Source organism: Paraburkholderia sp. D1E (genome assembly GCF_052682275.1).
Genome location: NZ_JBQYMB010000001.1, coordinates 1177617 through 1198216, shown reverse-complemented (window position 1 = coordinate 1198216; position 20600 = coordinate 1177617). Strand labels below are relative to the sequence as shown.

General features: G+C 61.5%; 21 protein-coding genes. 16 read left to right on the top strand and 5 right to left on the bottom strand.

Going from position 1 to position 20600, the window contains the following annotated elements; genetic code table 11:
- Positions 1 to 7: 7 nt before the first annotated feature.
- From ACUN0E_RS05695 to ACUN0E_RS05685, 3 genes are all read right to left on the bottom strand, one after another.
- Positions 8 to 268, bottom strand: a complete 261-nt coding sequence (locus ACUN0E_RS05695) for a hypothetical protein (protein WP_408233763.1) — start codon at positions 266 to 268, stop codon at positions 8 to 10.
- Positions 261 to 1010 carry a DNA/RNA non-specific endonuclease gene (locus tag ACUN0E_RS05690; protein ID WP_445565919.1) on the bottom strand — a complete coding sequence of 250 codons (750 nt, stop codon included), beginning with the start codon at positions 1008 to 1010 and terminating at the stop codon, positions 261 to 263. Before ACUN0E_RS05690 ends, ACUN0E_RS05695 begins: the two co-directional genes overlap by 8 nt.
- A gap of 370 nt (positions 1011 to 1380) precedes the next feature.
- Positions 1381 to 1740 carry a DUF3564 domain-containing protein gene (locus ACUN0E_RS05685; protein WP_325044280.1) on the bottom strand — a complete coding sequence of 120 codons (360 nt, stop codon included), beginning with the start codon at positions 1738 to 1740 and terminating at the stop codon, positions 1381 to 1383.
- Between the two features lie 160 nt (positions 1741 to 1900).
- Here ACUN0E_RS05685 and ACUN0E_RS05680 point away from each other — a divergent pair, with 160 nt between their 5' ends.
- Entirely contained in the window at positions 1901 to 2575 is a 675-nt protein-coding gene (locus tag ACUN0E_RS05680) for a DUF4410 domain-containing protein (protein ID WP_445565918.1), read from the top strand.
- A gap of 46 nt (positions 2576 to 2621) precedes the next feature.
- Here the strand turns inward: ACUN0E_RS05680 and ACUN0E_RS05675 are convergent, their stop codons facing one another.
- On the bottom strand, positions 2622 to 4307 hold the full coding sequence (locus ACUN0E_RS05675) for an acid phosphatase (RefSeq protein ID WP_445565917.1): 1686 nt from the start codon (positions 4305 to 4307) through the stop codon (positions 2622 to 2624).
- 297 nt (positions 4308 to 4604) lie between these two features.
- Here ACUN0E_RS05675 and ACUN0E_RS05670 point away from each other — a divergent pair, with 297 nt between their 5' ends.
- Positions 4605 to 5576: an IclR family transcriptional regulator gene (locus tag ACUN0E_RS05670; RefSeq protein ID WP_408233778.1), complete on the top strand. Its 972-nt coding sequence runs from the start codon at positions 4605 to 4607 to the stop codon at positions 5574 to 5576.
- 97 nt (positions 5577 to 5673) lie between these two features.
- Here the strand turns inward: ACUN0E_RS05670 and ACUN0E_RS05665 are convergent, their stop codons facing one another.
- Entirely contained in the window at positions 5674 to 6750 is a 1077-nt protein-coding gene (locus ACUN0E_RS05665; RefSeq protein ID WP_445565916.1) for a porin, read from the bottom strand.
- Positions 6751 to 7189: 439 nt separating this feature from the next.
- On the opposite strand from ACUN0E_RS05665, the gene ACUN0E_RS05660 reads away from it, so the two are divergent.
- Genes ACUN0E_RS05660 through ACUN0E_RS05595 form a run of 14 tightly spaced genes read left to right on the top strand, consistent with a single transcriptional unit; the run spans position 7190 to position 20591 of the window.
- Entirely contained in the window at positions 7190 to 7504 is a 315-nt protein-coding gene (locus ACUN0E_RS05660) for a non-heme iron oxygenase ferredoxin subunit (RefSeq protein WP_408233783.1), read from the top strand.
- A gap of 1 nt (position 7505) precedes the next feature.
- On the top strand, positions 7506 to 7817 hold the full coding sequence (locus tag ACUN0E_RS05655; RefSeq protein WP_169486338.1) for a recombinase-like helix-turn-helix domain-containing protein: 312 nt from the start codon (positions 7506 to 7508) through the stop codon (positions 7815 to 7817).
- Between the two features lie 49 nt (positions 7818 to 7866).
- Positions 7867 to 8964, top strand: a complete 1098-nt coding sequence (locus ACUN0E_RS05650; protein ID WP_445565915.1) for an aromatic ring-hydroxylating dioxygenase subunit alpha — start codon at positions 7867 to 7869, stop codon at positions 8962 to 8964.
- Positions 8957 to 9733, top strand: a complete 777-nt coding sequence (locus tag ACUN0E_RS05645) for an SDR family oxidoreductase (protein WP_445565914.1) — start codon at positions 8957 to 8959, stop codon at positions 9731 to 9733. The genes ACUN0E_RS05650 and ACUN0E_RS05645 overlap by 8 nt, the downstream gene beginning before the upstream one ends.
- A gap of 26 nt (positions 9734 to 9759) precedes the next feature.
- Positions 9760 to 10287, top strand: coding sequence for a cupin domain-containing protein (locus tag ACUN0E_RS05640; RefSeq protein ID WP_408233794.1), 528 nt, complete (start codon positions 9760 to 9762; stop codon positions 10285 to 10287).
- Between the two features lie 46 nt (positions 10288 to 10333).
- Entirely contained in the window at positions 10334 to 11224 is an 891-nt protein-coding gene (locus ACUN0E_RS05635; protein ID WP_445565913.1) for an alpha/beta fold hydrolase, read from the top strand.
- A 12-nt stretch (positions 11225 to 11236) separates the two neighbouring features.
- The gene (locus ACUN0E_RS05630) at positions 11237 to 12118 is read left to right on the top strand and encodes an IclR family transcriptional regulator (protein ID WP_445570387.1); all 882 of its coding nucleotides are present in this window, start codon (positions 11237 to 11239) and stop codon (positions 12116 to 12118) included.
- A complete protein-coding gene (locus ACUN0E_RS05625) occupies positions 12118 to 12915 on the top strand; it encodes an SDR family oxidoreductase (protein WP_445565912.1) in 798 nt (265 codons plus the stop codon). Before ACUN0E_RS05630 ends, ACUN0E_RS05625 begins: the two co-directional genes overlap by 1 nt.
- The gene (locus ACUN0E_RS05620) at positions 12908 to 14566 is read left to right on the top strand and encodes a thiamine pyrophosphate-binding protein (RefSeq protein ID WP_445565911.1); all 1659 of its coding nucleotides are present in this window, start codon (positions 12908 to 12910) and stop codon (positions 14564 to 14566) included. The genes ACUN0E_RS05625 and ACUN0E_RS05620 overlap by 8 nt, the downstream gene beginning before the upstream one ends.
- Complete coding sequence (locus ACUN0E_RS05615) at positions 14559 to 15389, top strand: aspartate dehydrogenase (RefSeq protein ID WP_445565910.1); 831 nt, start codon at positions 14559 to 14561, stop codon at positions 15387 to 15389. The genes ACUN0E_RS05620 and ACUN0E_RS05615 overlap by 8 nt, the downstream gene beginning before the upstream one ends.
- Positions 15390 to 15421: 32 nt before the next feature.
- Positions 15422 to 16912 (top strand): aldehyde dehydrogenase, encoded by a 1491-nt coding sequence (locus ACUN0E_RS05610; RefSeq protein WP_445565909.1) that lies wholly within the window; start codon positions 15422 to 15424, stop codon positions 16910 to 16912.
- A 26-nt stretch (positions 16913 to 16938) separates the two neighbouring features.
- Positions 16939 to 17904 (top strand): VOC family protein, encoded by a 966-nt coding sequence (locus ACUN0E_RS05605; protein ID WP_445565908.1) that lies wholly within the window; start codon positions 16939 to 16941, stop codon positions 17902 to 17904.
- A complete protein-coding gene (locus tag ACUN0E_RS05600; RefSeq protein ID WP_445565907.1) occupies positions 17897 to 19162 on the top strand; it encodes an NAD(P)/FAD-dependent oxidoreductase in 1266 nt (421 codons plus the stop codon). The genes ACUN0E_RS05605 and ACUN0E_RS05600 overlap by 8 nt, the downstream gene beginning before the upstream one ends.
- Before the next feature lie 25 nt (positions 19163 to 19187).
- Positions 19188 to 20591 (top strand): MFS transporter, encoded by a 1404-nt coding sequence (locus ACUN0E_RS05595; RefSeq protein WP_445565906.1) that lies wholly within the window; start codon positions 19188 to 19190, stop codon positions 20589 to 20591.
- Positions 20592 to 20600 lie beyond the last annotated feature (9 nt).

The window sequence follows — 20600 nt, the reverse complement described above, 5'->3', positions numbered from 1 at the left end:
GAACGCGCTATTGAAACGGGTTCTGCACCACGCCCGGTTTCGCATCCGGTTCATCCTTCACCTTTGCTGGCAAATTGGTCTGCGCTTGCAATGCGGCCACCACCGCGTCGACCGCTTCCTTCAGCGCGAGCGCTGCCTTCAGCCCGCGCTGGTCCTGAGTCAGCTCCAGCGTTCCGTTGAGCACCACGCGCGTGGTGCCATTGCTGACGGTGAGTGCGTCGCCCTGGATGTTGAGTACGTCGTCATCGTTCGAATAGGGTTTAAACACCTTTCAGTCCTCCCGGTCGCTGATCTTTGAGATTTTCCGGAATACCCGGAAAGCGGATACCCGATGCTGCCTCGAGTTCGTGAATCGTTCTGATGTCGTAACGGTTGGTCGAGACGTTGTCCACGACGACCGCGAACGCCATCTGCCGGGACGGCACGTAGACGACCTTGAACAATTGCGTCGGCACGAAGACGCGCGTCGGTCCGATGGTCTGCAATTGCTGGCCGCTGAAAATCGGTCCGGTGACCACATAGGTATCGTCGTACGACATCGCGATCTTCCGCACTGACGTTTCGATACGTGCCCACAAGCGCTGATTGTTCTCGCGATTTTGCGGCACAACGTTCGCCAGCGAAAACGATTGTGCCATCGCTTCCTGATTCCAGCGATTGCCCGCCGGGCTCATATGTCCGCGATCGAAGCCGCTGCGCTTATAGTCCGCGAGCGTCGCGCCTTCACCGTCGGGCAAACGCGCGTCTTCGAAGAATTTGTTGGTGCGCACCATGTCTTTCGCGGCGTCAATATGGTCGCGCGTCAAATGCTCGGCGGACCACAGCGGACCATGCGTGATACCCGAATGCAGCACCGCGAAATCGCTATAGCAAAGCATGCGCGTTTTTGGCGCCATCTTCTGATTGGTCAGAATCGGCCATTGCGCATTCGGGGTGAACTGGGTGCAGGAGGGCGCTGCGCTCGCTTGAGCGGCAACGGCGAACAACAGACAGGCAAACCACTTCTTCATGTGTCAGTCAGTTGAGGGGTGGGGGCGCAAGTATAGCGTCGCGGACCCGTATCGAGCGACGCAGAACGCAGGAAAACAAAGAGGAGAAAAGGGTTTTTGCGCGGCACGCACGGCGATGAAAATGCTGCGAGCGGAAGAAGCGCTCGGCGCACAGCAAAAAAGCCGTGCACCAAAAAAAACGGGCCGCCTTGCAGCGACCCTAATGCGTGGAATTCAAACTCTACGCACGCAAACTTAAGACGGCCTTAAACGCACAAAAGCGGAATGCGGGGCACGCATCGAACGTCGAATCCGCACACAACCGCGCCCGCGCACGGGGCGGTGCGGTTTGGATGAGTAGAAATTTCGACGGACGAAAAAGCGCCAGAACCTAATTGCCGAAAACGCTATTCTCGGCACGCACGTTCTGACGGTCGACGGCTTGCAAGCGCCAGAAGCCGCTGGTCGGCGCACGCGTGGGCAAGGCCGTCCACGCTGCGGCGCCTTGTGCCGCGCTTACGCGTTGTTTGCGATCGACGTGCAATCCGCGCAGCGTGCACAGTGGTGCATCCGCGCTCGGTGCACAAAGCGTGGTCACGCCGTTGTCGTCGTGTAACTCGCCCCACGGGGGCAGATCGATCCCCTGATGTGCTTCCCGCGACCACCGGTGTTCTTCGGTGTCGAGCCATAAGACAGCGTAATCGTGACTGACGGTGGGATCGGAACCGTTAATGAGGATGGTCAGGCGCATGGCAGTCCCGTGCAAAATTGCGAAATACTGATTTAACAGTCTATGCCGCAGCGCGTGTTATGCAAGGCAAAAGGTACGACGATCCGGCACGAGAAAACTTACGCGTGGCGCACACGGCTGTACGATAACCGCGTCTATAAGATATTCGCGGAGGCGCGCCATGCTGCGTCGATTTCTGCAACTCACGGTAGTGGCGGGATGCCTCGGCGCGGTATCCACGCTCAGCGCCGCCGCGGACAGCGCCCCCTTCGCAGCGCCGGCGCCGATTGTCTACGTGTCCGACTTCGAACTCGACGTGGCCAACGTGAAACCTGACAGCGGACCGGGGCAACGTGTGCGCCGCCTGCGCGGCCTGCTGCCGAGCGGCCCGGGGCCGTTAGGGGAGGACAAGAATCCGGAGGATCACGCCAGGAACATCGTGAACGAGATGGCGGACGCGCTGACTGCGGACCTGAAAAGAGGCGGTGTCGACGCACGCCGCGTTGCGCCCGGCCAGCCTTTGCCCGCAATGGGCTGGCAAGTGCGCGGCGTGTTTCTGAGTGTCGACGACGGCAATCGTCTAAGGCGTGCAATGGTCGGTTTGGGTGCGGGTCAGAACGACATCCAGGTGGCGGTGTCGTGCGACAGCCTGGGAACGGCTGATTTGCCGCCGCTCTATCAGGCCGTCGAGGAGGCCGACAGCAAGGGTAAGCCGGGCGCAGTCATCAAACTCAACCCGTATGTGATCGCAGCCAAGTTCGTGATGGCGAGCGGCGATGAAAAGAAGACGATCAAAAAGACCGCGCAAGAGATCTCGGATTCGGTGATCGCCAGGCTGCACGGGGTGGCGCAGTGATTGATGCGCTGCCGCCCACCCTCATGCGATAGTCACGCCACGCGGCTCAGGCCAGATCCAGTGTACCGGTCAAATCTCCAAGCGGCGCCAGGCCATTCTGCGCAAAAGCCCGATCTCGCGCGACAACCCCATCCAGCGGCGCCAGCCCATGCACCCGGCTAATCAGGCGAAGAATCGAATTGGTGTCGTACACCGTATGATCGACATACCCCTTCTTCGCCAACGGCGAAATCACCAACGCGGGAATCCGCGATCCCGGCCCCCAGCGATCGCCCTTCGGCGGTGAGACGGGATCCCACCAGCCGCCGTTCTCATCGACCGTGACGACCACGACCGTATTGGCCCACTGTGGGCCGCGCTGAATATGCTCGATTACATTCGAGATGTGACGATCCCCCGATTCGACGTCAGCATAGCCCGCGTGCATGTTCAGGTCGCCCTGCGGCTTGTAGAACGTGACGGCCGGCAAACGCCCTGCGTCGATATCGGCAAGCAGACGATTGGTGGATGCATCGTTGCCGAGGCCCGCATCGCGCAGATACTTGCGCCGCGCGGCAGTGCCCGGCGCGTAATTGGTGAAGTAGTTGAACGGCTGGTGGTGGTACTGGAAGTCTGGCACCGCGCCCGTGTCCTGATGCTCCAACGCGTACTGCCACGCGCCGCTGTACCACGCCCAGTCGACGCCCTTGTCTGTCAGACGATCGCCGATCGTCGCGTAGTTTTGCGGCGGCATCACGCGCGGATTCGACGGGTCGGCGAAAGCGGGATTGCCGCCTTCGGCCGGACGCACGTTGCTGGGCTGATACGGCGGCGCCATCGTGTTGACGGCGTAGCCGTCGGCGGTAAACGCGCCGTCGTTGACGAATTTCGGCGGACCGTCGAGTGCGGATGCGGGTGAGTCGGCCGCCTGTTTCAGCCGGATGCCGGTCGGATCGTCGCCTTCGACGACCGAGACCATCTTCTTCGCCGGACTATTGTGGATGTCGGGATAGAACGGTGCCTGCGCCGAGATCAGAAAGATATGGTTCATCCACGAGCCGCCGAAGGCCGCCATGAAGAAGTTGTCGCACAGCGTGTATTGCTGCGCGAGATTCCACAGACGCAGCGTGTCGGCGGAATTGCGGTAGTGCCCCATCACCAGGCCGCCGGAGTCGCCCCAAGCGGCGAACTGATTGTTGCGTCCGGCGTTGATCTGCATCTGGTTCTGATAGAAGCGATGCACCAGATCGCGCGTGATCACGCCGGTCGGCAACGGTGCGCCCTGCGCATCCGCGATATGGAAGGGCCCGTTGCGGAGGTTGCCGATGTCCTTCTGACCAATCATGTAGCGCTTGCCGTCCACCTCCTGCGCTTGCGGCACGAGGCCGCCCCAGATTGCGGGCAGGCGCGGCAGCGGCGTCTTGCCGTCGCGGTCGAGTTGCAGATAACGCTCGGCGCTCACTGCATCGAGTGGATGCTGGACGCCGGGAAAGTTGCCGTACAGGTTCGCGAAGCTGCGGTTCTCGGCGTAGATCACCACGATGTGTTTGACCTGGTCGCGTAGCGCGGCGTCGAGCCGCAAGTCGGCGGCACTGCGCGGCGCCGCGTCGCTCGCGGTACTTTGCTCGGTCTTGCAACCGGTCAGCGCGAGTCCGATGCCGACTGCCGCGATCCCGGTCAGGACACGGCGGCGCTCGGGATCGTCGGGGGCATTGTCGGGGTTCGGCGGCAGGGTGGAGTCGTTGTCTGTCATCGGTAGGTTTCGATTTAGCGTGACGGGCGCTTAACAGCCTTTAGCTACCGCTCGGGGCAGCGTGCGCGCGGCACCGGATAAAGATGCGAGCCGGCAATTTGAACCTGGACGGATTCGGGCATGAACGTGGTCTCTGGACGCCTGGCGGGCGCGAAAGCGCAGTGCAGAGACCTCGCGCAATGAACCGGATCAAAGGATAGCACCGCGCGAAACGGAAATGACCGCCGTGTGCTTCGCGCTATCATGACGATCTGTATCCGACGAACAGCAGAGACAACGGCAAAGACGGCAGCCAAGATGGCAAAAGAAGAGCAGACAGGAGCGGGACGCAAGCACGTGAAGCCACGCGGCGCGTTGGCCTCGACATCGCAGGACGATGCGGCGTTGTCCCACGCAGAGGGCGCCGATTCAACCGATTCCACCGATGAAGAAAGTACCGGCGGATCGACGTATCTCGTGCCGGGCCTGGAACGCGGCCTGCGTATTCTCGCCGAATTCAGCGCGCGCGAGCCCATTCTGGGTGCACCCGAATTGTCGAAGCGCATTGGCATTCCGCGCACCACCACATTTCGCCTCCTGCAAACGCTCGAAGCCTTAGGCTTTCTCGAGCGCGTGAACGGTGACCGCTATTTCCGTTTGAGCGTCGCGGTGCTGCGGCTCGGCTTCGAATACTTGAGTTCGCTTGAACTGACCGACGTCGGTACGCCGATTCTCGAACGTTTGCGCGACGCGACCGGCTTCAGCACCCATCTGTTGATCCGCGATCAGCGCGACGTGGTGTTCGTCGCTAAAGCGCAAACGCATGAGCCGATGTTCAGTTCGGTGAAAGTGCATGTCGGGACGCGTCTGCCCGCGCATGCCACCGTGCATGGCCAGGTGCTGATGGGCGATTTGAGTTTCGAAGCATTACGTCAGTTGTATCCGGAGGCGCAACTCGAACGTTTTACCGAACGCACGCCGGCATCTGTTGAAGAGCTGTATGGAAGAGTGCGCGAAAGCGCGGCGCTCGGCTACGCGTTGAGCGAAGCGTCTTTTGAACGAGGGATCTCGGTGGTGAGCGCGCCAGTGCGCGATCAAAGCGGCAAGATCACGGCCGCGTTGACGGTCACCATTCCGCGCTCCGATATCGGCGAAGCGGAAGAGCGCGAGCCGCTCGTCATCGCGGTTTGCCAGGCGGCGCTCGAATTGTCCGAGCGCCTGAGCTATCGTCCGCGGCCGGATGATCCGACTGCGGCTCAGGCGCGTCGCAGACCGGTTGCGGCGAACTGATCCGGCTTCTGTTTTTGCTCATATAAAACGGCCCGGGTGCATAAGCAGCCGGGCCGTTTGCTTTGCCGCGTCGACATCTCTACCGAAATGACGGACATCAGAACGAGTGGTGGATACCCGTCAGGAAAATCGTCTGGTTCCGGCCGCTCGACACCCCGGCCGTAAAGAACGCGGCATCCGTATTGGAGCCCGCGCGCTCGTACAGCGCATTCACATACAACTGCGTCGACTTCGACAGCGCGTAGATATCGCCGATCTCGAACTGCGTCCAGCGATGGCCGGCCATCGTCGTCGTCGCAGCGCCGCCTGCCACGGTGTTGAACGGCGTGAACTGATAATTCGCGCCCACGTCGTAGCTCTGATACGTGTCCGAATGACCGGACGATTCCAGCTTCACGCGCGTGTACAAACCATGCACCAGCAGCTTGCCGAACTGGTATGACGCGCCCGCACCCATGTTCTCGACCTTGTCCGCCGTGTAGGTCGCCGCGGCGACGCCCTGGAAGTTGGTGATGCCGGTCGTCACGATCGATGGCGTACGGTTGTGCTCGTTCGCATAGGTCGCGCCGGCCTTGAACGGACCGTTCGCATAGCTAAGTGCAAAGCTCAGTGTCTTGCCGGTCGAGAAGTTGGTCGTATTGCCGAGACCCATCATCGCGCCAACCGAGAAACCGCCGAAACTCGCCGAGCGGAATTTCACCGAGTTGTCGAACGGCACCACGCCGGTGTCGGCGAGTTCGTCGATGTTGCCTGGGTGAAACGCGTACCAGCTCGCGGCCAGATAAGCCGTGCTAAGCGGGCCCAGTACGTCGAAGCTGAACGGCGTTTGATGGCCTAGCGTGACCGTGCCGATCTGGTCCGAACTCAGTCCGACAAAAGCCTGGCGATTAAACAGCGTCCCCGCTTTGGCGAATGCACCCGTGTTCGTATAGAAGCCGTTTTCCAGCTGGAAAACCGTCTTCAGTCCACCGCCCAGATCCTCGACACCCTTCAGGCCCCAGCGGTCCGGCTGCATGTTGCCTTGTTCCTCGATCCACTTCGAGCTGCCACCCGCATTGCTGATATACGCGACACCGGCATCCAGGCTGCCGTATAGCGTCACACTGCTCTGTGCCCACGCGCCAGTCGTTGCGCAGATTGCCGTCAAGCCGGCCGCCGCAATGATGTGCTTCACCGTTGGTTCTCCTGATCACACGACGGATAGCTCGCGCCGATTTCGTCGTCCCTGATCCTTGCTTTGGGTTGAATGCAGCTTCGGGTTTATGCGCCAAAACTGCGCCGCTTTATGTTCCACCTATGGGCGTCTGTATCGCCTATGGAAAGTATAGTGAGTCTAGAAGTGATCAAAATAAATTTTCGGACCCCGTACAAACCCGCATGAGGGCTGCGGTATTCGTCTGAAAATTATGCTCAAACCCAAGCCTGTAAGGGCTCTGAAGCTGATGCCGCGATTTATGTCAGTTCACGCGCAGCTGTGTTGTGAACGCGACAGTCAGTGTTTTCCCCTACCAGCCCAGATTTTTATTTTCTCGAACCCCAGCCACTCCTATAATTATCCATACACGAACTGATGTTCCTTATATGGAACATAGAGCTTCAGGAGAAGGCGAGACATGAGTGAACAATGGCGCTGCGCCGGCCATGCCGGCGACCTGTCCGAAGACGCGCCGCTCGAGTTCAAACTCGACGGCACCGAAATCGGCATCTACAAGGTGGGCGATGCGCTGTATGCGCTGGAAAACGTCTGCCCCCATGCGTACGCGTTGCTGACGCAGGGCTTTGTCGACGGCGACACCGTCGAATGCCCGCTGCACGAAGCCGTGTTCCATATCCCGACCGGCAAATGCTTGAAAGAGCCCGGTGGCCGCGACCTGAAGATGTACTCGGTACGTCTCGCCGGCGAAGAAATCCAGATCAAGGTGGAATGACATGCGAGAGCAAACCGTGAACTTCAATCCCTTCCTGAAGCCGTGGCTCGCGCCGCAGCCGAACAACGTCGCCGGCAAGGGCGTGATCGAAAAACCGGGCGAGACCGAAAACTTCATCTGGCAAACGCGTAAGGCGGAGCCGACCCAATACGAAAACGACTTCGGCGATGCGCTCGAAAAGGTTTTCGAAGCCGGTGCGAATGAGTTGCAGGAAGTCGTCGACGGGTTGAACCGCGTGGGTTTCCGCACCCCGGAAGGCAACACGTGGGATGCCGACCGTCTCGCCGCCGAATTTCGCCTGCTCGCCGAATAAGCGCGCTTTCCCGAACACGTCTCATCGCTTTCGTATCCGGAGTCTCTTTATGACGTCCCCCAATACAACGACTCAAGGCGCGGCCGATCCGATCCAGTCTTATCTGGACCGTGGCCTGCGTAATTACTGGTATCCCGTTGCACCGAACTGGCAAGTCGGCGACGCGCCGGTCGGCATCACGCGCCTTGGCGACCAGATCGTGCTGTGGCGCGACAAGGAAGGCAAAGTCCGCGCGCTCGAAGACCGTTGCCCGCACCGTGGCGCGCGTCTGTCGCTCGGCTGGAACCTCGGCGGCAGCGTGGCGTGCTGGTATCACGGCATTGAAATCGACGGCGGCGGCACGGTCACGAAAGTCCCGGCCGTCTCGAACTGCCCGCTGGAAGGCCAGAAGTGCGTGAAGTCGTATCCGGTCGAAGAGCATGCCGGTGCGATCTTCCTGTGGTTCGGCGACGACGCTCATAAAGAACCCACGCCGCTCGTGTTGCCGGAAGAACTGGTCGGCGAGGAATACGCGAACTTTCTGTGCATGTCGCACTGGAAGTGCAATTACCAGTACGCGATCGACAATGTGATGGACCCGATGCACGGCGCGTATCTGCACGCGACGTCGCATTCGATGGCCGAAGGCGACAAGCAGGCCGACATGCGCGTGCGCAAGACGGAAACCGGCCTGATGTTCGAAAAGGTCGGTCAACGCGACGTGAATTTCGACTGGGTGGAATTGGGCGAAACCGGCGCGCTGTGGATGCGTCTCGCGATTCCGTACAAGAAGAAGTTCGGCCCGGGCGGCAACTTCGGGATCATCGGTTTTGCCACGCCGGTCGACGAAAACAATTGCCAGGTTTACTTCTGGCGTACGCGCAAAGTGTCCGGCTGGCAGCGCGACGCATGGCGTTTCATGTATCGCAACCGCCTGGAAGCGCTGCACTGGGCCGTGCTGGAACAGGACCGCTATGTTCTCGAGAGCATGGCGCCGAATGCACGCGAGCACGAGTTTCTCTATCAGCACGACGTCGGCATGACGCGTGTGCGCCGCATGTTCCGTCAGCGCGCGCAACAGCACTTCGCTGAACTGGACGCCTACCAGGCTCAAGCCACTCAAGCCGGCACCGCTCAAACCGAAGCAGCAGGCCACAGTCATGCATAACGAAGCGCCTCCGGCATTGTCAGCACTCAAAGGCCGGCGCGTCCTCGTGACGGGCGGCGCGCGCGGTCTCGGCGCAGCGTTCGTCCGCTCGCTGGTGCAAGCCGGTGCGCAAGTCGTGTTCGGCGACGTGCTGCATGACGAAGGCCGTGCGCTCGCTGCATCGCTGATCGAGCAAGGTCATGCGGTGACGTATCTGCCGCTCGATCTCGCCGACCCCGCGAGCATCAAGCAATTCGCCGATCAGGCCGCAGCGCAACTCGGCGGCCTGGACGCACTGATCAACAACGCGGCGATTACCAATTCGGGCGGCAAGTTCGCCGACGAGTTGTCGGTCGACACGTGGGACGCCGTGATGAACGTCAACGTGCGCGGCACGTGGCTGATGAGCACAGCAGCGCTGCCGTACCTGCGCGACTCGGGCCGCGGCAGCATCGTCAACATCGCGTCGGATACGGCGATGTGGGGTGCACCGAAGCTGCTCGCATATGTCGCGAGCAAGGGTGCCGTGATCTCGATGACCCGCTCGCTGGCGCGCGAATTCGGGGCACATCAAGTGACGGTCAACGCCATCGCACCGGGCCTTACCGAAGTCGAGGCTACTGCCTACGTGCCCGCCGAGCGTCACCAGTATTACCTGCAAGGCCGCGCGCTCACGCGCGCACAAGTGCCCGACGACGTCACCGGGCCGGTGCTGTTCCTGTTGTCCGATGCCGCGCGCTTCGTGACCGGCCAATTGCTGCCGGTCAACGGCGGCTTCGTGATGAATTGATCTTGTCGAATCGAAAGGAGAAAGAGATGGCGGACGCCGATATCGAACGCAAATCGTGGGAACAACCCGCGGACGCGAGCTTTGCACAATGGCTGGACACGCGCGTGGCACGCCTTGAAACGCGTCGCTATGACTGGGATGCGCTGAAGTTCCAGGCCGACTACGACCCGAAATATCGCCGCGCGCAAATGCGCTATGTCGGCACGGGCGGCACGGGTGTCGCGAAAGACATGAACACGGTGCCCGCAGGCGGCTTCACGTTTTCAACGATGGTGATCCCGGCCGGCAACATCGGCCCGAGTCATATTCATATGGACGTCGAAGAAATTTTCTTCGTGCTGCGCGGCAAGATGAAAGTGATCTGCGAGAAAGACGGCGAAACGTGGGAAGCGGTACTGGGCGAACGCGATCTGATCTCGGTGCCGCCAGGCGTGTATCGCACTGAAGTCAACATCGGCGAAGAAGACGCGCTGATGTGCGTGATGCTCGGCGCAGCCAAGCCGGTTACGCCAACGTATCCGCCCGATTCGCCTTTGGCCAGGCTCAAGCGCTAAGCCCTCAATTATCAGCGCCGTTTTGAAAACACTCACGAAGGAAATCATGTCCGCAGCCCCGTCCGCTACCGCCGATCAGAACGTTACGCTCGAAGTGCGCCTCGCGCGCTTCCCGGCGCAGCAGATCTGGCTGGCATCGCAACGCGCGGTGAGCTATCGCGACGTGGATAGCGCCCAGGGCGATGCGTTGCCGCTCGTGCTGTTGCACGGCATCGGTTCGGGCGCGGCTTCGTGGGTGCAGCAGTTTGAAGCGCTAGGTGAAACGCGCCGCGTGTTGGCGTGGGATGCGCCGGGATATGGCGCATCAACACCCGTAAATGCCGATTCGCCCACTGCAAGCGAATACGCAACGCTATTGAAAGAATGGCTCGACGCGCTCGGCATTGAACGCTGCGTGCTGCTCGGTCATTCGCTTGGGGCGATCATCGCCGGTGCGTTTGCTGTGGCAAATCCTCAGCGCGTGGCCGGCTTGCTGCTGTTGTCGCCGGCTGGCGGTTATGGCGCGGCTTCTGCGGAAGTGCGTGAAACCAAACGCGACCAACGTCTTGCCATGCTGGAAGAATTGGGCCCGCAAGGTCTCGCCGAAAAACGCAGCACCAATATGTTGTCCGCCTATGCGAGTGAGGAAGCTCTCGAATGGGTGCGCTGGAACATGTCGCGGGTGATCCCGCATGGCTACGCGCAAGCGACGCATCTTCTCGCCAACGCCGATCTCGCCAGCGACCTCGCGCGCCATAAAGGCCGCGTCAATGTAGCCGTAGGCGCTGATGACACGATTACGACCCCCGAAGCCTGCGAGCGGCTTGCACTGGCCGCCGGCACCCAATTGCAGGTCGTGCCACGCGCGGGGCACGCCGGCTATATCGAAGCACCTGCCGCGTACACCGCGATCATCGACACGTTCTGCCGCGCGAGCGACGGACAACGGAGCCAATGAATGACGCCCGACATGCCCGACACCGTTAACGCCGAGCGCGACGCGGACGACGACCGCAACGACACCAGCAGCGATATCAGCTATCGCGTGCCAGGTCTCGAACGCGGTCTGAAGATTCTGATGGAATTCTCGCCACGCGAGCCGGTTCTCGGCGCACCGGAATTATCGAAGCGCCTGAAGATTCCCCGCACGACGGTGTTCCGTCTGCTGCAAACACTCGAATCGCTCGGCTTTCTCGAGCGCGCCGACAAGGACCGCAACTATCGCCTCGGCGTTGCGGTGCTGCGGCTCGGCTTCGAATATCTGAGCTCGCTCGAATTGACCGACCTCGGTTTGCCGATCATCGAAGCGCTACGCGACGACACCGGCTTGACGAGTCACATCGTGATTCGCGACGGACGTGATGTCGTATTCGTCGCCAAGGCACAAAGCCATGCACCGATTTTCAGTTCGGTGAAGGTGAATGTCGGCACCCGCCTGCCGGCCTATGCGACGACGCACGGCCAGGTATTGATGGGCGACATGACGCTCGACGACTTGAAGAAGCTTTATCCCGAGCCGGAACTCGAACGCTTCACGAAACAAACGCCCGCCACGATCGACGATTTGTATGAACGGATTCGCGATGACGCCAAGCGTGGTTTCGCGATCAGCGAGTCGTCGTTCGAACGCGGCATTTCGGTGGTCAGCGCACCGGTGCGCAACGACACGGGTCGCATTGTCGCCGTGATCACGACGACGATTCCGCGCCACGAGATCGACGCGTCGCTGCTCGACAGCGGCCTGATCGACAAGGTCCGCCGCGCGGCCGACGAACTCTCGCAGCGGCTCAACTATCGGCCGAAGGCCGGGCCGAATGCGGGCAGCAAATACATGAAGGCATTGGGGCTCTGATGATTCAAATCGATTTGACCGGGCAGGTCGCGGTGGTGACGGGCGGTTCGTCCGGCATTGGCCTTGCAACTGCCGAACTGTTTCTGCGGGCAGGCGCTTCTGTCGCGATCTGCGGTCGCGACACGGAGCGTCTCGCACAGGCGGAAGCCGCGCTGAAGGCGCAGTTTCCTGCTGCGCAATTGCTCGCACAAACCTGCGACGTGCTCGACGCCGACGAAGTCGCCGCCTTCGCGCAAACGGTGCAAGCACGCTTTGGCCGCACCGACATGCTGGTGAATAACGCGGGCCAAGGCCGTGTGTCGACTTTCGCCGACACCACCGACGACGCCTGGCGCGAAGAACTCGACCTGAAGTACTTCAGCGTGATCCGTCCGACCCGCGCGTTCCTGCCGATGCTGCGCGACGCTGCTAACCCGGCCGTGGTTTGCGTGAACTCGCTGCTCGCCCTGCAACCCGAGCCGCACATGGTGGCGACTTCATCGGCGCGCGCCGGCGTGCTGAGCCTCATCAAATCGCTCGCGATCGAACTCGCGCCGCAACGTATCCGCGTGAATTCGATTCTGATCGGCATCGTTGAATCGGGTCAATGGCGCCGCCGTTACGCGAAAGAAGCGCAGCCGGGCCAGAGCTGGGACGACTGGACCGCCGAACTGGCGCGCAAGAAAAACATTCCGCTAGGCCGCTTCGGCAAACCCGAAGAGGCCGCACAAGCGCTCTTTTATCTGGCTACGACGCTGTCGTCCTATACGACGGGCAGTCACATCGATGTTTCTGGAGGCGTTGCACGACATGTCTAACACAACCACCGTTGGCGAACTGATCGCCGCTTTTCTCGAGCAGTGCGGCGTTCAAACCGCATTCGGCGTGATCTCGATCCACAACATGCCGATTCTCGACGCGATCCACAACCGCGGCAAGATTCGCTACGTCGGCGCACGTGGCGAAGCGGGCGCGGTGAACATGGCCGATGGCCTCGCACGTGTCTCCGGCGGCCTAGGCGTTGCATTCACCAGCACGGGCACCGCAGCGGGTAACGCAGCGGGTGCGATGGTCGAAGCACTGACGGCAGGCACCGCGTTGCTGCACATCACGGGCCAGATCGAAACCGAATATCTCGATCAGGACCTCGCTTATATCCACGAAGCGCCGGATCAATTGTCGATGCTGTCGTCGATCTCGAAGGCTGCGTTCCGCGTGCGCTCGGTCGAAACCGCGTTGCCGACGATCCGCGAAGCCGTACGTGTCGCGCAAACCGCGCCGAGTGGTCCGGTCAGCGTCGAGATTCCGATCGACATTCAGGCTGCCGAAATCGAATGGCCTGCCGATCTGGCCGCGCCGCACGTCACCACGCTCACGCATTGCAGCAAGCGCGTCGCGCAGTTGGCGGAACAACTGGCAAGCGCCAAGCGCCCGCTGTTGTGGCTGGGCGGCGGTACGCGTCACGCGGGTGCCGCGGTCGAGCGTCTGGTGGCGTTGGGCTTCGGCGTCGTGACCAGCGTGCAAGGACGCGGTGTGCTGCCGGAAGATCATCCGGCGACGCTCGGCGCGTTCAACGTGCACGCCGCTGTCGAGAGTTTCTACAAGACCTGCGATGCGCTAGTGGTGGTCGGTTCGCGTCTGCGTGGCAATGAAACGCTGAAATATAAGCTGGCGCTGCCGCAACCGCTGTATCGCATCGATGCCGACGCGCTTGCCGACAACCGCGGCTATCGCAACGACATGTTCATTCACGGCGATGCATCGTCAGTGCTTGAAGAACTCGCGACGCTGCTCGAAGGTCGCCTGAAGGTCGATCCGACGTTCGTCCAGGATCTGGCCGCCGCTCGCGAAACTGCAGTCGCCGACGTGGGCAAGGGCCTTGGCCCTTACAAGCGCCTCGTCGACGCGCTGCAACAGGCTGTGGGCCGCGACTACAACTGGGTGCGCGACGTCACGATCTCGAATAGCACCTGGGGCAACCGCATGCTGAAGATCTTCTCGCCGCGCGCGGGCGTTCATGCACTCGGCGGCGGCATCGGCCAGGGTATGCAAATGGGTATTGGCGCAGCACTTGCCGGCAATGCAGCGAAGACGGTGTGCCTGGTCGGCGATGGCGGCTTGATGGTGAACGTCGGCGAACTCGCAACGGCCGTGCAGGAAAACGCCAACGTCATGATCGTTTTGATGAACGACCAATGCTATGGCGTGATCCGCAACATTCAGGATGCGCAATACGGTGGGCGCCGCTGCTACGTCGATCTGCACCAGCCGGATTTCGCGCAATTCTGCGAGAGCCTGAAGCTCACGCATTACCGAATCAAATCGCTCGACCAGGCCGAGGAGATCATCCGCGAAGGCATCGCGAAGACGGGCCCGGTGCTGGTTGAAGTAGACATGCTGTCGGTCGGTTCGTTCGCCACCGCGTTCGCGGGCCCGCCGGTCAAGGAAAAGGAGCCGGAACATGCATGAGGCCGGCTACGCGGGGCATCACGCGCCCGTCGACGTCGCGATGATCGGCTTCGGCGCGATCGGCCAGGCGGTGTATCGCTCGGTCGAGTCGGACCCGACGGTGCGTGTGTCGCACGTGATTGTGCCGGAACGTCATATGGCGTCGGTGCGTGAGGTGGTGGGTGCGTCGGTCGACGTGGTCTCGTCGGTGTCCGCGTTGAGCAGTCATCCGCATTTCGCGCTGGAATGCGCGGGGCACAGCGCTCTCGTCGATCACGTGGTGCCGTTGCTGAAAGCCGGTACGGATTGCGCGGTCGCGTCGATCGGTGCGCTGTCCGACATGCTGCTGCTCGACGCGTTGTCCGCAGCCGCCGATGAAGGCGATGCGACGTTGACGCTGCTTTCGGGCGCGATCGGCGGCGTGGACGCGTTGGCTGCGGCGAAGCTCGGCGGTCTCGACGAAGTTCTGTACACCGGCCGCAAGCCGCCCACTGGCTGGCTCGGCACGCCCGCGGAACAGATGTGCGATCTGCGCGCGTTGACCGAAGAGCGTGTGATCTTCGAAGGCAGTGCACGCGAAGCGGCGCGTTTGTATCCGAAGAACGCCAACGTCGCTGCGACGATCGCGCTTGCCGGCCTGGGTCTGGACCACACCACGGTGCGCCTGATCGCCGACCCGAACGTGTCGCGCAATGTGCACCGAATCGTGGCGCGCGGCGCTTTCGGCGAGATGTCGCTGGAAATGTGCGGCAAGCCGCTGCCGGATAACCCCAAGACGTCCGCATTGACCGCATACAGCGCGATCCGTGCGCTGCGCAATCGCGCGGCACGCTGCGTGATTTAAGACATTAGCTGAAGCAAACCGGAACGACCGACATGACTCACTTCGATACCAGCCTCGTGCCTAGCGGCGACATTTTCATCGGCGGCGAATGGCGGCAAGGGCGTGGCAACCCGTATAAAAGCCTGTATCCGGCGGATCAGTCGGTCAACATGGAAATCTCGACGGCCAATGCCGACGACGCCCGCGAGGCCGTGGAAGCCGCGGATATCGCCTGGCGCCGCGCGGATTGGTCGGGTCTCAAGCCACATCAACGCGCGCTGATCCTGTATCGCATCGCCGATCTGATCATGACGCGTCACGAAGCGCTCGCGCAATTGCAGCGCCGCGACAACGGCAAACCGATCAACGAAACGCGCGTGTTGGTGGCAAGCGCTGCGAACACGTTCCGCTATTTCGCGGCCTGCCTCGAAACGCTCGACGAAGAAGTGACGCCCTCGCGTGGTGATTATCTGACGATGAGTATCTACGAGCCGATCGGTGTGATCGCGGCAATTACGCCGTGGAATTCGCCGATTGCATCGGACGCGCAAAAGCTCGCTCCGGCGCTGGCTGGCGGTAATGCAGTGGTGTTGAAGCCAGCTGAAGTCACGCCGTTGGTCTCTTTAGCACTGGCGCGCATCTGCGAAGAAGCCGGTGTGCCGAAGGGTGTCCTCAGCGTGGTGCCGGGCAAGGGCTCGGTGATCGGCGACGTGCTGGTGCGCCATCCGTTGGTGAAGAAAGTGTCGTTCACCGGCGGTACCGAAGTTGGCCGCGGTATTGCACGCATCGCAGCGGACAAGCTGATGCCAGTGTCGCTGGAACTTGGCGGCAAGTCGCCGACCATCGTATTCGACGACGCCGATCTCGATCACGCAGTAAACGGCGTGCTGTACGGCATTTTCAGTTCGTCAGGCGAGGCGTGTATCGCAGGTTCGCGCCTGTTCGTGCAGCGCTCGATTTACGACGCGTTCATGAAGCGTCTCGCTGAGGGCGCTCGCAAGCTGCGCGTCGGCGATCCGTCGCGTGAGCAAACGCAGATGGGGCCGCTGATTACCGCGGCGCATCGCGAAACCGTCGAGCGTTACGTCGCATTGGGCCTGGAAGAAGGCGGCCGCCTCTTGTGTGGCGGCGAACGTCCGGTCGGCGATGGCCGCGAAGCAGGCACCTACTTTCAGCCGACGATCCTCGAAGGCCTCACGAATGACGCGCGCATCTGTCAGGAAGAAATCTTCGGCCCGGTGCTGGTCGCGATGCCATTCGACGACGAAGCCTCGCTGCTTAAAGAAGCCAACAACAGTGTGTTCGGCCTCGCCGCCGGCATCTGGACGCGCGACTATAAACGCGCCTACCGGATCGCCCGCGCGCTCGAAACCGGCACCGTGTGGATCAACACCTACAAACTGTTCTCGATCTCGACGCCGTTCAGCGGCTGGAAAGAAAGCGGCATGGGGCGCGAGAAGGGCCGACTCGGCATCCGCGAATACATGCAGCAGAAGAGCCTCTACTGGGGTTTGAACGACGCGCCGCTGGCGTGGGCGAACTAATACGCAAGATACGCAAGAGGCATGTGATGACGATTCTCGGCATTGAACAGATTATTTACGGCGTGACGGATCTTGCCACCTGTCAGCAGTTTTTCGCGGACTGGGGTTTGAAGGAAGTCGCGCATGACGAAACACACGCACGCTTCGAAACGCTGAACGGCTGCACGATTCTCGCCGTCGACGCGAACGACCCGTCGCTGCCGCCCGCTTTCGAAGAAGGTCCGACGTTGCGTGAAGTGACGTGGGGCGTCGCAACGAAAGCCGAGCTCGACGAACTGCGTGGCCGCTTCGCCGGTCAGCCGGGTCATTTCGAAACTGAAGATGCTGTGGGTTGTATCGATCCGAACGGCATGGCGATTCGCGTGGAAGTGACGCGCAAGCGTGCTGTGGATATCCACGGTTCGCCGTCGAACGTGTGGGGTCAAACGCTGCGCGTCGATCAACCGTCGCCGATTTACGAACGCGCCGAACCGGTTGAAGTGGGCCACGTGGTGTTCTTCACGAATCGGCTCGCGGAACAGGAAAAGTTTTATCAGAAACTGCTCGGCTTCGAAATGTCGGACCGTTATCCGGGCCGTGGCGCATTCATGCGCTGCGCGCCGCACGGCGGCCACCACGACATTTTCCTGCTCGCATTGCCCGGCGGTAAGCGCGGCCTGAATCACGTCGCGTTCACCGTGCGCGATATTCACGAAGTGTTCGGCGGCGGCATGCATATCAGCCGTTGCGGTTGGGATACGCAGCTCGGTCCGGGACGTCATCCGGTGTCGTCCGCGTACTTCTGGTACTTCCAGAATCCGGCCGGTGGCCTGATCGAGTACTACGCCGACGAAGACCAGCTCACGCCCGAATGGCAGCCGCGTGATTTCGAACCGGGTCCGACCGTGTTCGCCGAATGGGCGATCGACGGCGGCATCGACGGCAATACGCGTCGCCAGAAAAACGCGAAGGCGCCGGAAGGCAAGTTCATGACGGAGCGGAAAAATGACTGACGCTGCTGCTGAAAAGGCGCAAGCCGCGCATTCCGGGCTCGAAGCGCCGCGCACGATCGTCGTGATCGGCGGCGGCCAGGCGGCGGGTTGGGTCGTGAAGACGTTGCGCAAGGAAGGCTTCGACGGCCGCCTCGTGATGATCGCCGACGAGATTCATCTGCCGTACGAGCGCCCGCCGCTGTCGAAGGCCGTACTCTCAGGTGAAGCCGATATCGAAACCGTGCGCCTCGTGAAGCCTGACGATTTCGACGCGCTGAACGTGGAAGCATGGCAACCGGATTGTGCGACGTCGATCGATCGCGAACAGCGCATTGTGCGCACGCAGTCAGGTCGTGAAGTGCAATACGACCGTCTCGTGATCGCCACGGGTGGTGCCGCGCGCCGCTTGCCGGATGCACTGGTGAAGACCTCGCACATTGCCTATCTGCGTACGCTCGACGAAGCCGTCGCGCTCGGCGAACGGCTGCGCGCAAGCAAGCGCGTGCTGGTGGTCGGCGGTGGCTGGATCGGTCTCGAAGTCGCGGCCACGGCGCGCAAGCTCGGTATCGAAGCGACGGTCGTGGAGGGCGCGCCGCGCCTGTGCGCTCGCTCGTTGCCGCCGATGGTGTCGGATTTCCTGCTGCATTTGCATCGTGCGAACGGTGTGGACGTGCGTTTGAACGCGTCGCTTGTGTCGATCGCGGATCATCCGAACGACGCTAGCCGCATTCGCGCAACGTTCGCTGATGGTTCCACATTGGACGCCGACTTCGCCGTCGCCGGCATTGGGCTCACGCCGCACACGGCATTGGCGGAGGCAGCGGGTATCAAGGTGCAGGACGGCATCGTCGTCGATCATTTTGGTGCAACCGACGACCCGCGCATCTTCGCGTGCGGCGACGTGGCGAATCATCCGAGCGCGTGGTTGAAGCGCCGCGTGAGGCTCGAATCGTGGGCCAACGCGCAGAACCAGGCGATCTCGGCAGCGAAAGCCTTGCTCGGCAGTTTCGAACCATATGCAGACATTCCGTGGTTCTGGTCCGATCAATACGACGTCAATCTGCAAATCCTCGGTGACATTCCGGGCGATGCGCAACTCGCTGTACGCGGTGATTTGCCGGGAAAACGCGCCACGCTTTTCCATCTGGAAGACGGCGCGATTCGCGGCGTGATCGCCATCAACACGCCACGCGAGCTGAAACTCTCGCGCAAATGGATGAACCAGGGCCGGACGATCGACCTTGCCACCCTGACCGACGCCTCAACGGCGCTTGCCTAACCCCACCTATGGACGGCACCACGGCATGAGAACCATCGACAACACCATGGGGGACCGCAGCAGCGCCGGTGTCTCAGGCCCCGTGACCCGGGGTTCGATCATCGCGCGTCTCGAGCGCTTGCCGAAGAATGCGATGCAGGTGCGCGCGCGCATACTGATTGGCCTCGCGACGTTCTTCGATGGCTTCGACGTGATCGCGATCGCGGCCACATTGCCGATCCTGATTGCGAAGTGGCATCTGACGCCGTGGGAAATCGGCTTCCTGATCGGCTCCGGTTCGGTCGGGCAGTTGATCGGCGCGTTCGTGTTCCCGTGGTACGCGGAGCGCCAAGGACGCGTGAAGGCGATTGCATTGAGCTCGGGGATCATCGGCATTACGAGTATTGCGTGCGGCTTTGCGCCGACCTTCGCGGCGTTTGTCGTGTTGCGAGTGATTCAGGGCTTGGGGCTCGGCGGCGAATTGCCGGTGGCCGCGACCTATATCAACGAGATCAGCCGTGCGCATGGCCGTGGCCGTTTCGTGCTGTTGTATGAAATCGTTTTTCCGGTTGGTCTGCTCGCTTCAAATGCGTTGGGGGCATGGATTGTGCCGCGCTTCGGCTGGCAAGCGATGTATTTCATCGGTGGCACGCCGTTGATTCTGTTCTTCGTGCTGCGCAAGCTGGTGCCGGAGTCCCCGCGCTGGCTTGCCGAACGCGAACGGATGGCCGATGCCGATGCCGCCGTGCATGTTTTTGAGCGCGCTGTGAAAGGTCCACTGCCTCCGCCAGCCAATACGGCTGAGTTCGAAGCGATGGCTAATCGTCATCCGAAGCGCCGTATGAGTGATCTGTTCGGGCCGGCGTACCTGAAGCGCACGATGGCTGTAGCGATGCTGTGGATTACGTGTGGTTTCATTCAATACGGTCTGTCCACCTGGCTGCCGACGATCTATCGCACGATTTATCACGCGCCGCTGCAACTGGCCTTGAATCTGGCGGTGGCGGCTTCGGTGCTGGGCGTGGTGGGTTCGTTGACCTGTGCGTTGCTGGTCGACAAGGTGGGGCGTAAGCCGATCATCAATTTGTCGTTCGTGATGTGTGCGCTGTCGTTGTTACTGGCAGGCGTGTTCCACAATTCCTCGGTGTATGTGGTGGCGACGTGCTGCGCGTTCGCGCTTGGCTTCCTCGCTTGCGGCTTCATCACGGCTTATGTGTACACGCCGGAGCTGTATCCGACCAGCATCCGTGCAATGGGCTGCGGTGTGGGCGGCGCGTGGCTGAAGGTGGCGGCGATCTTCGCGCCGGCCATCGTGTCGAAGACGATGATCGGCGGCAATCTGCAAGTCGCGTTTTATATCCTCGCGACGGTGCCGTTCATTGCGGCGATTGCGGTGCACTTTCTTGGGATCGAAACCAAGGGGAAGGTGCTGGAGCAGCTTGAGGCTTGAGGCTTTTTA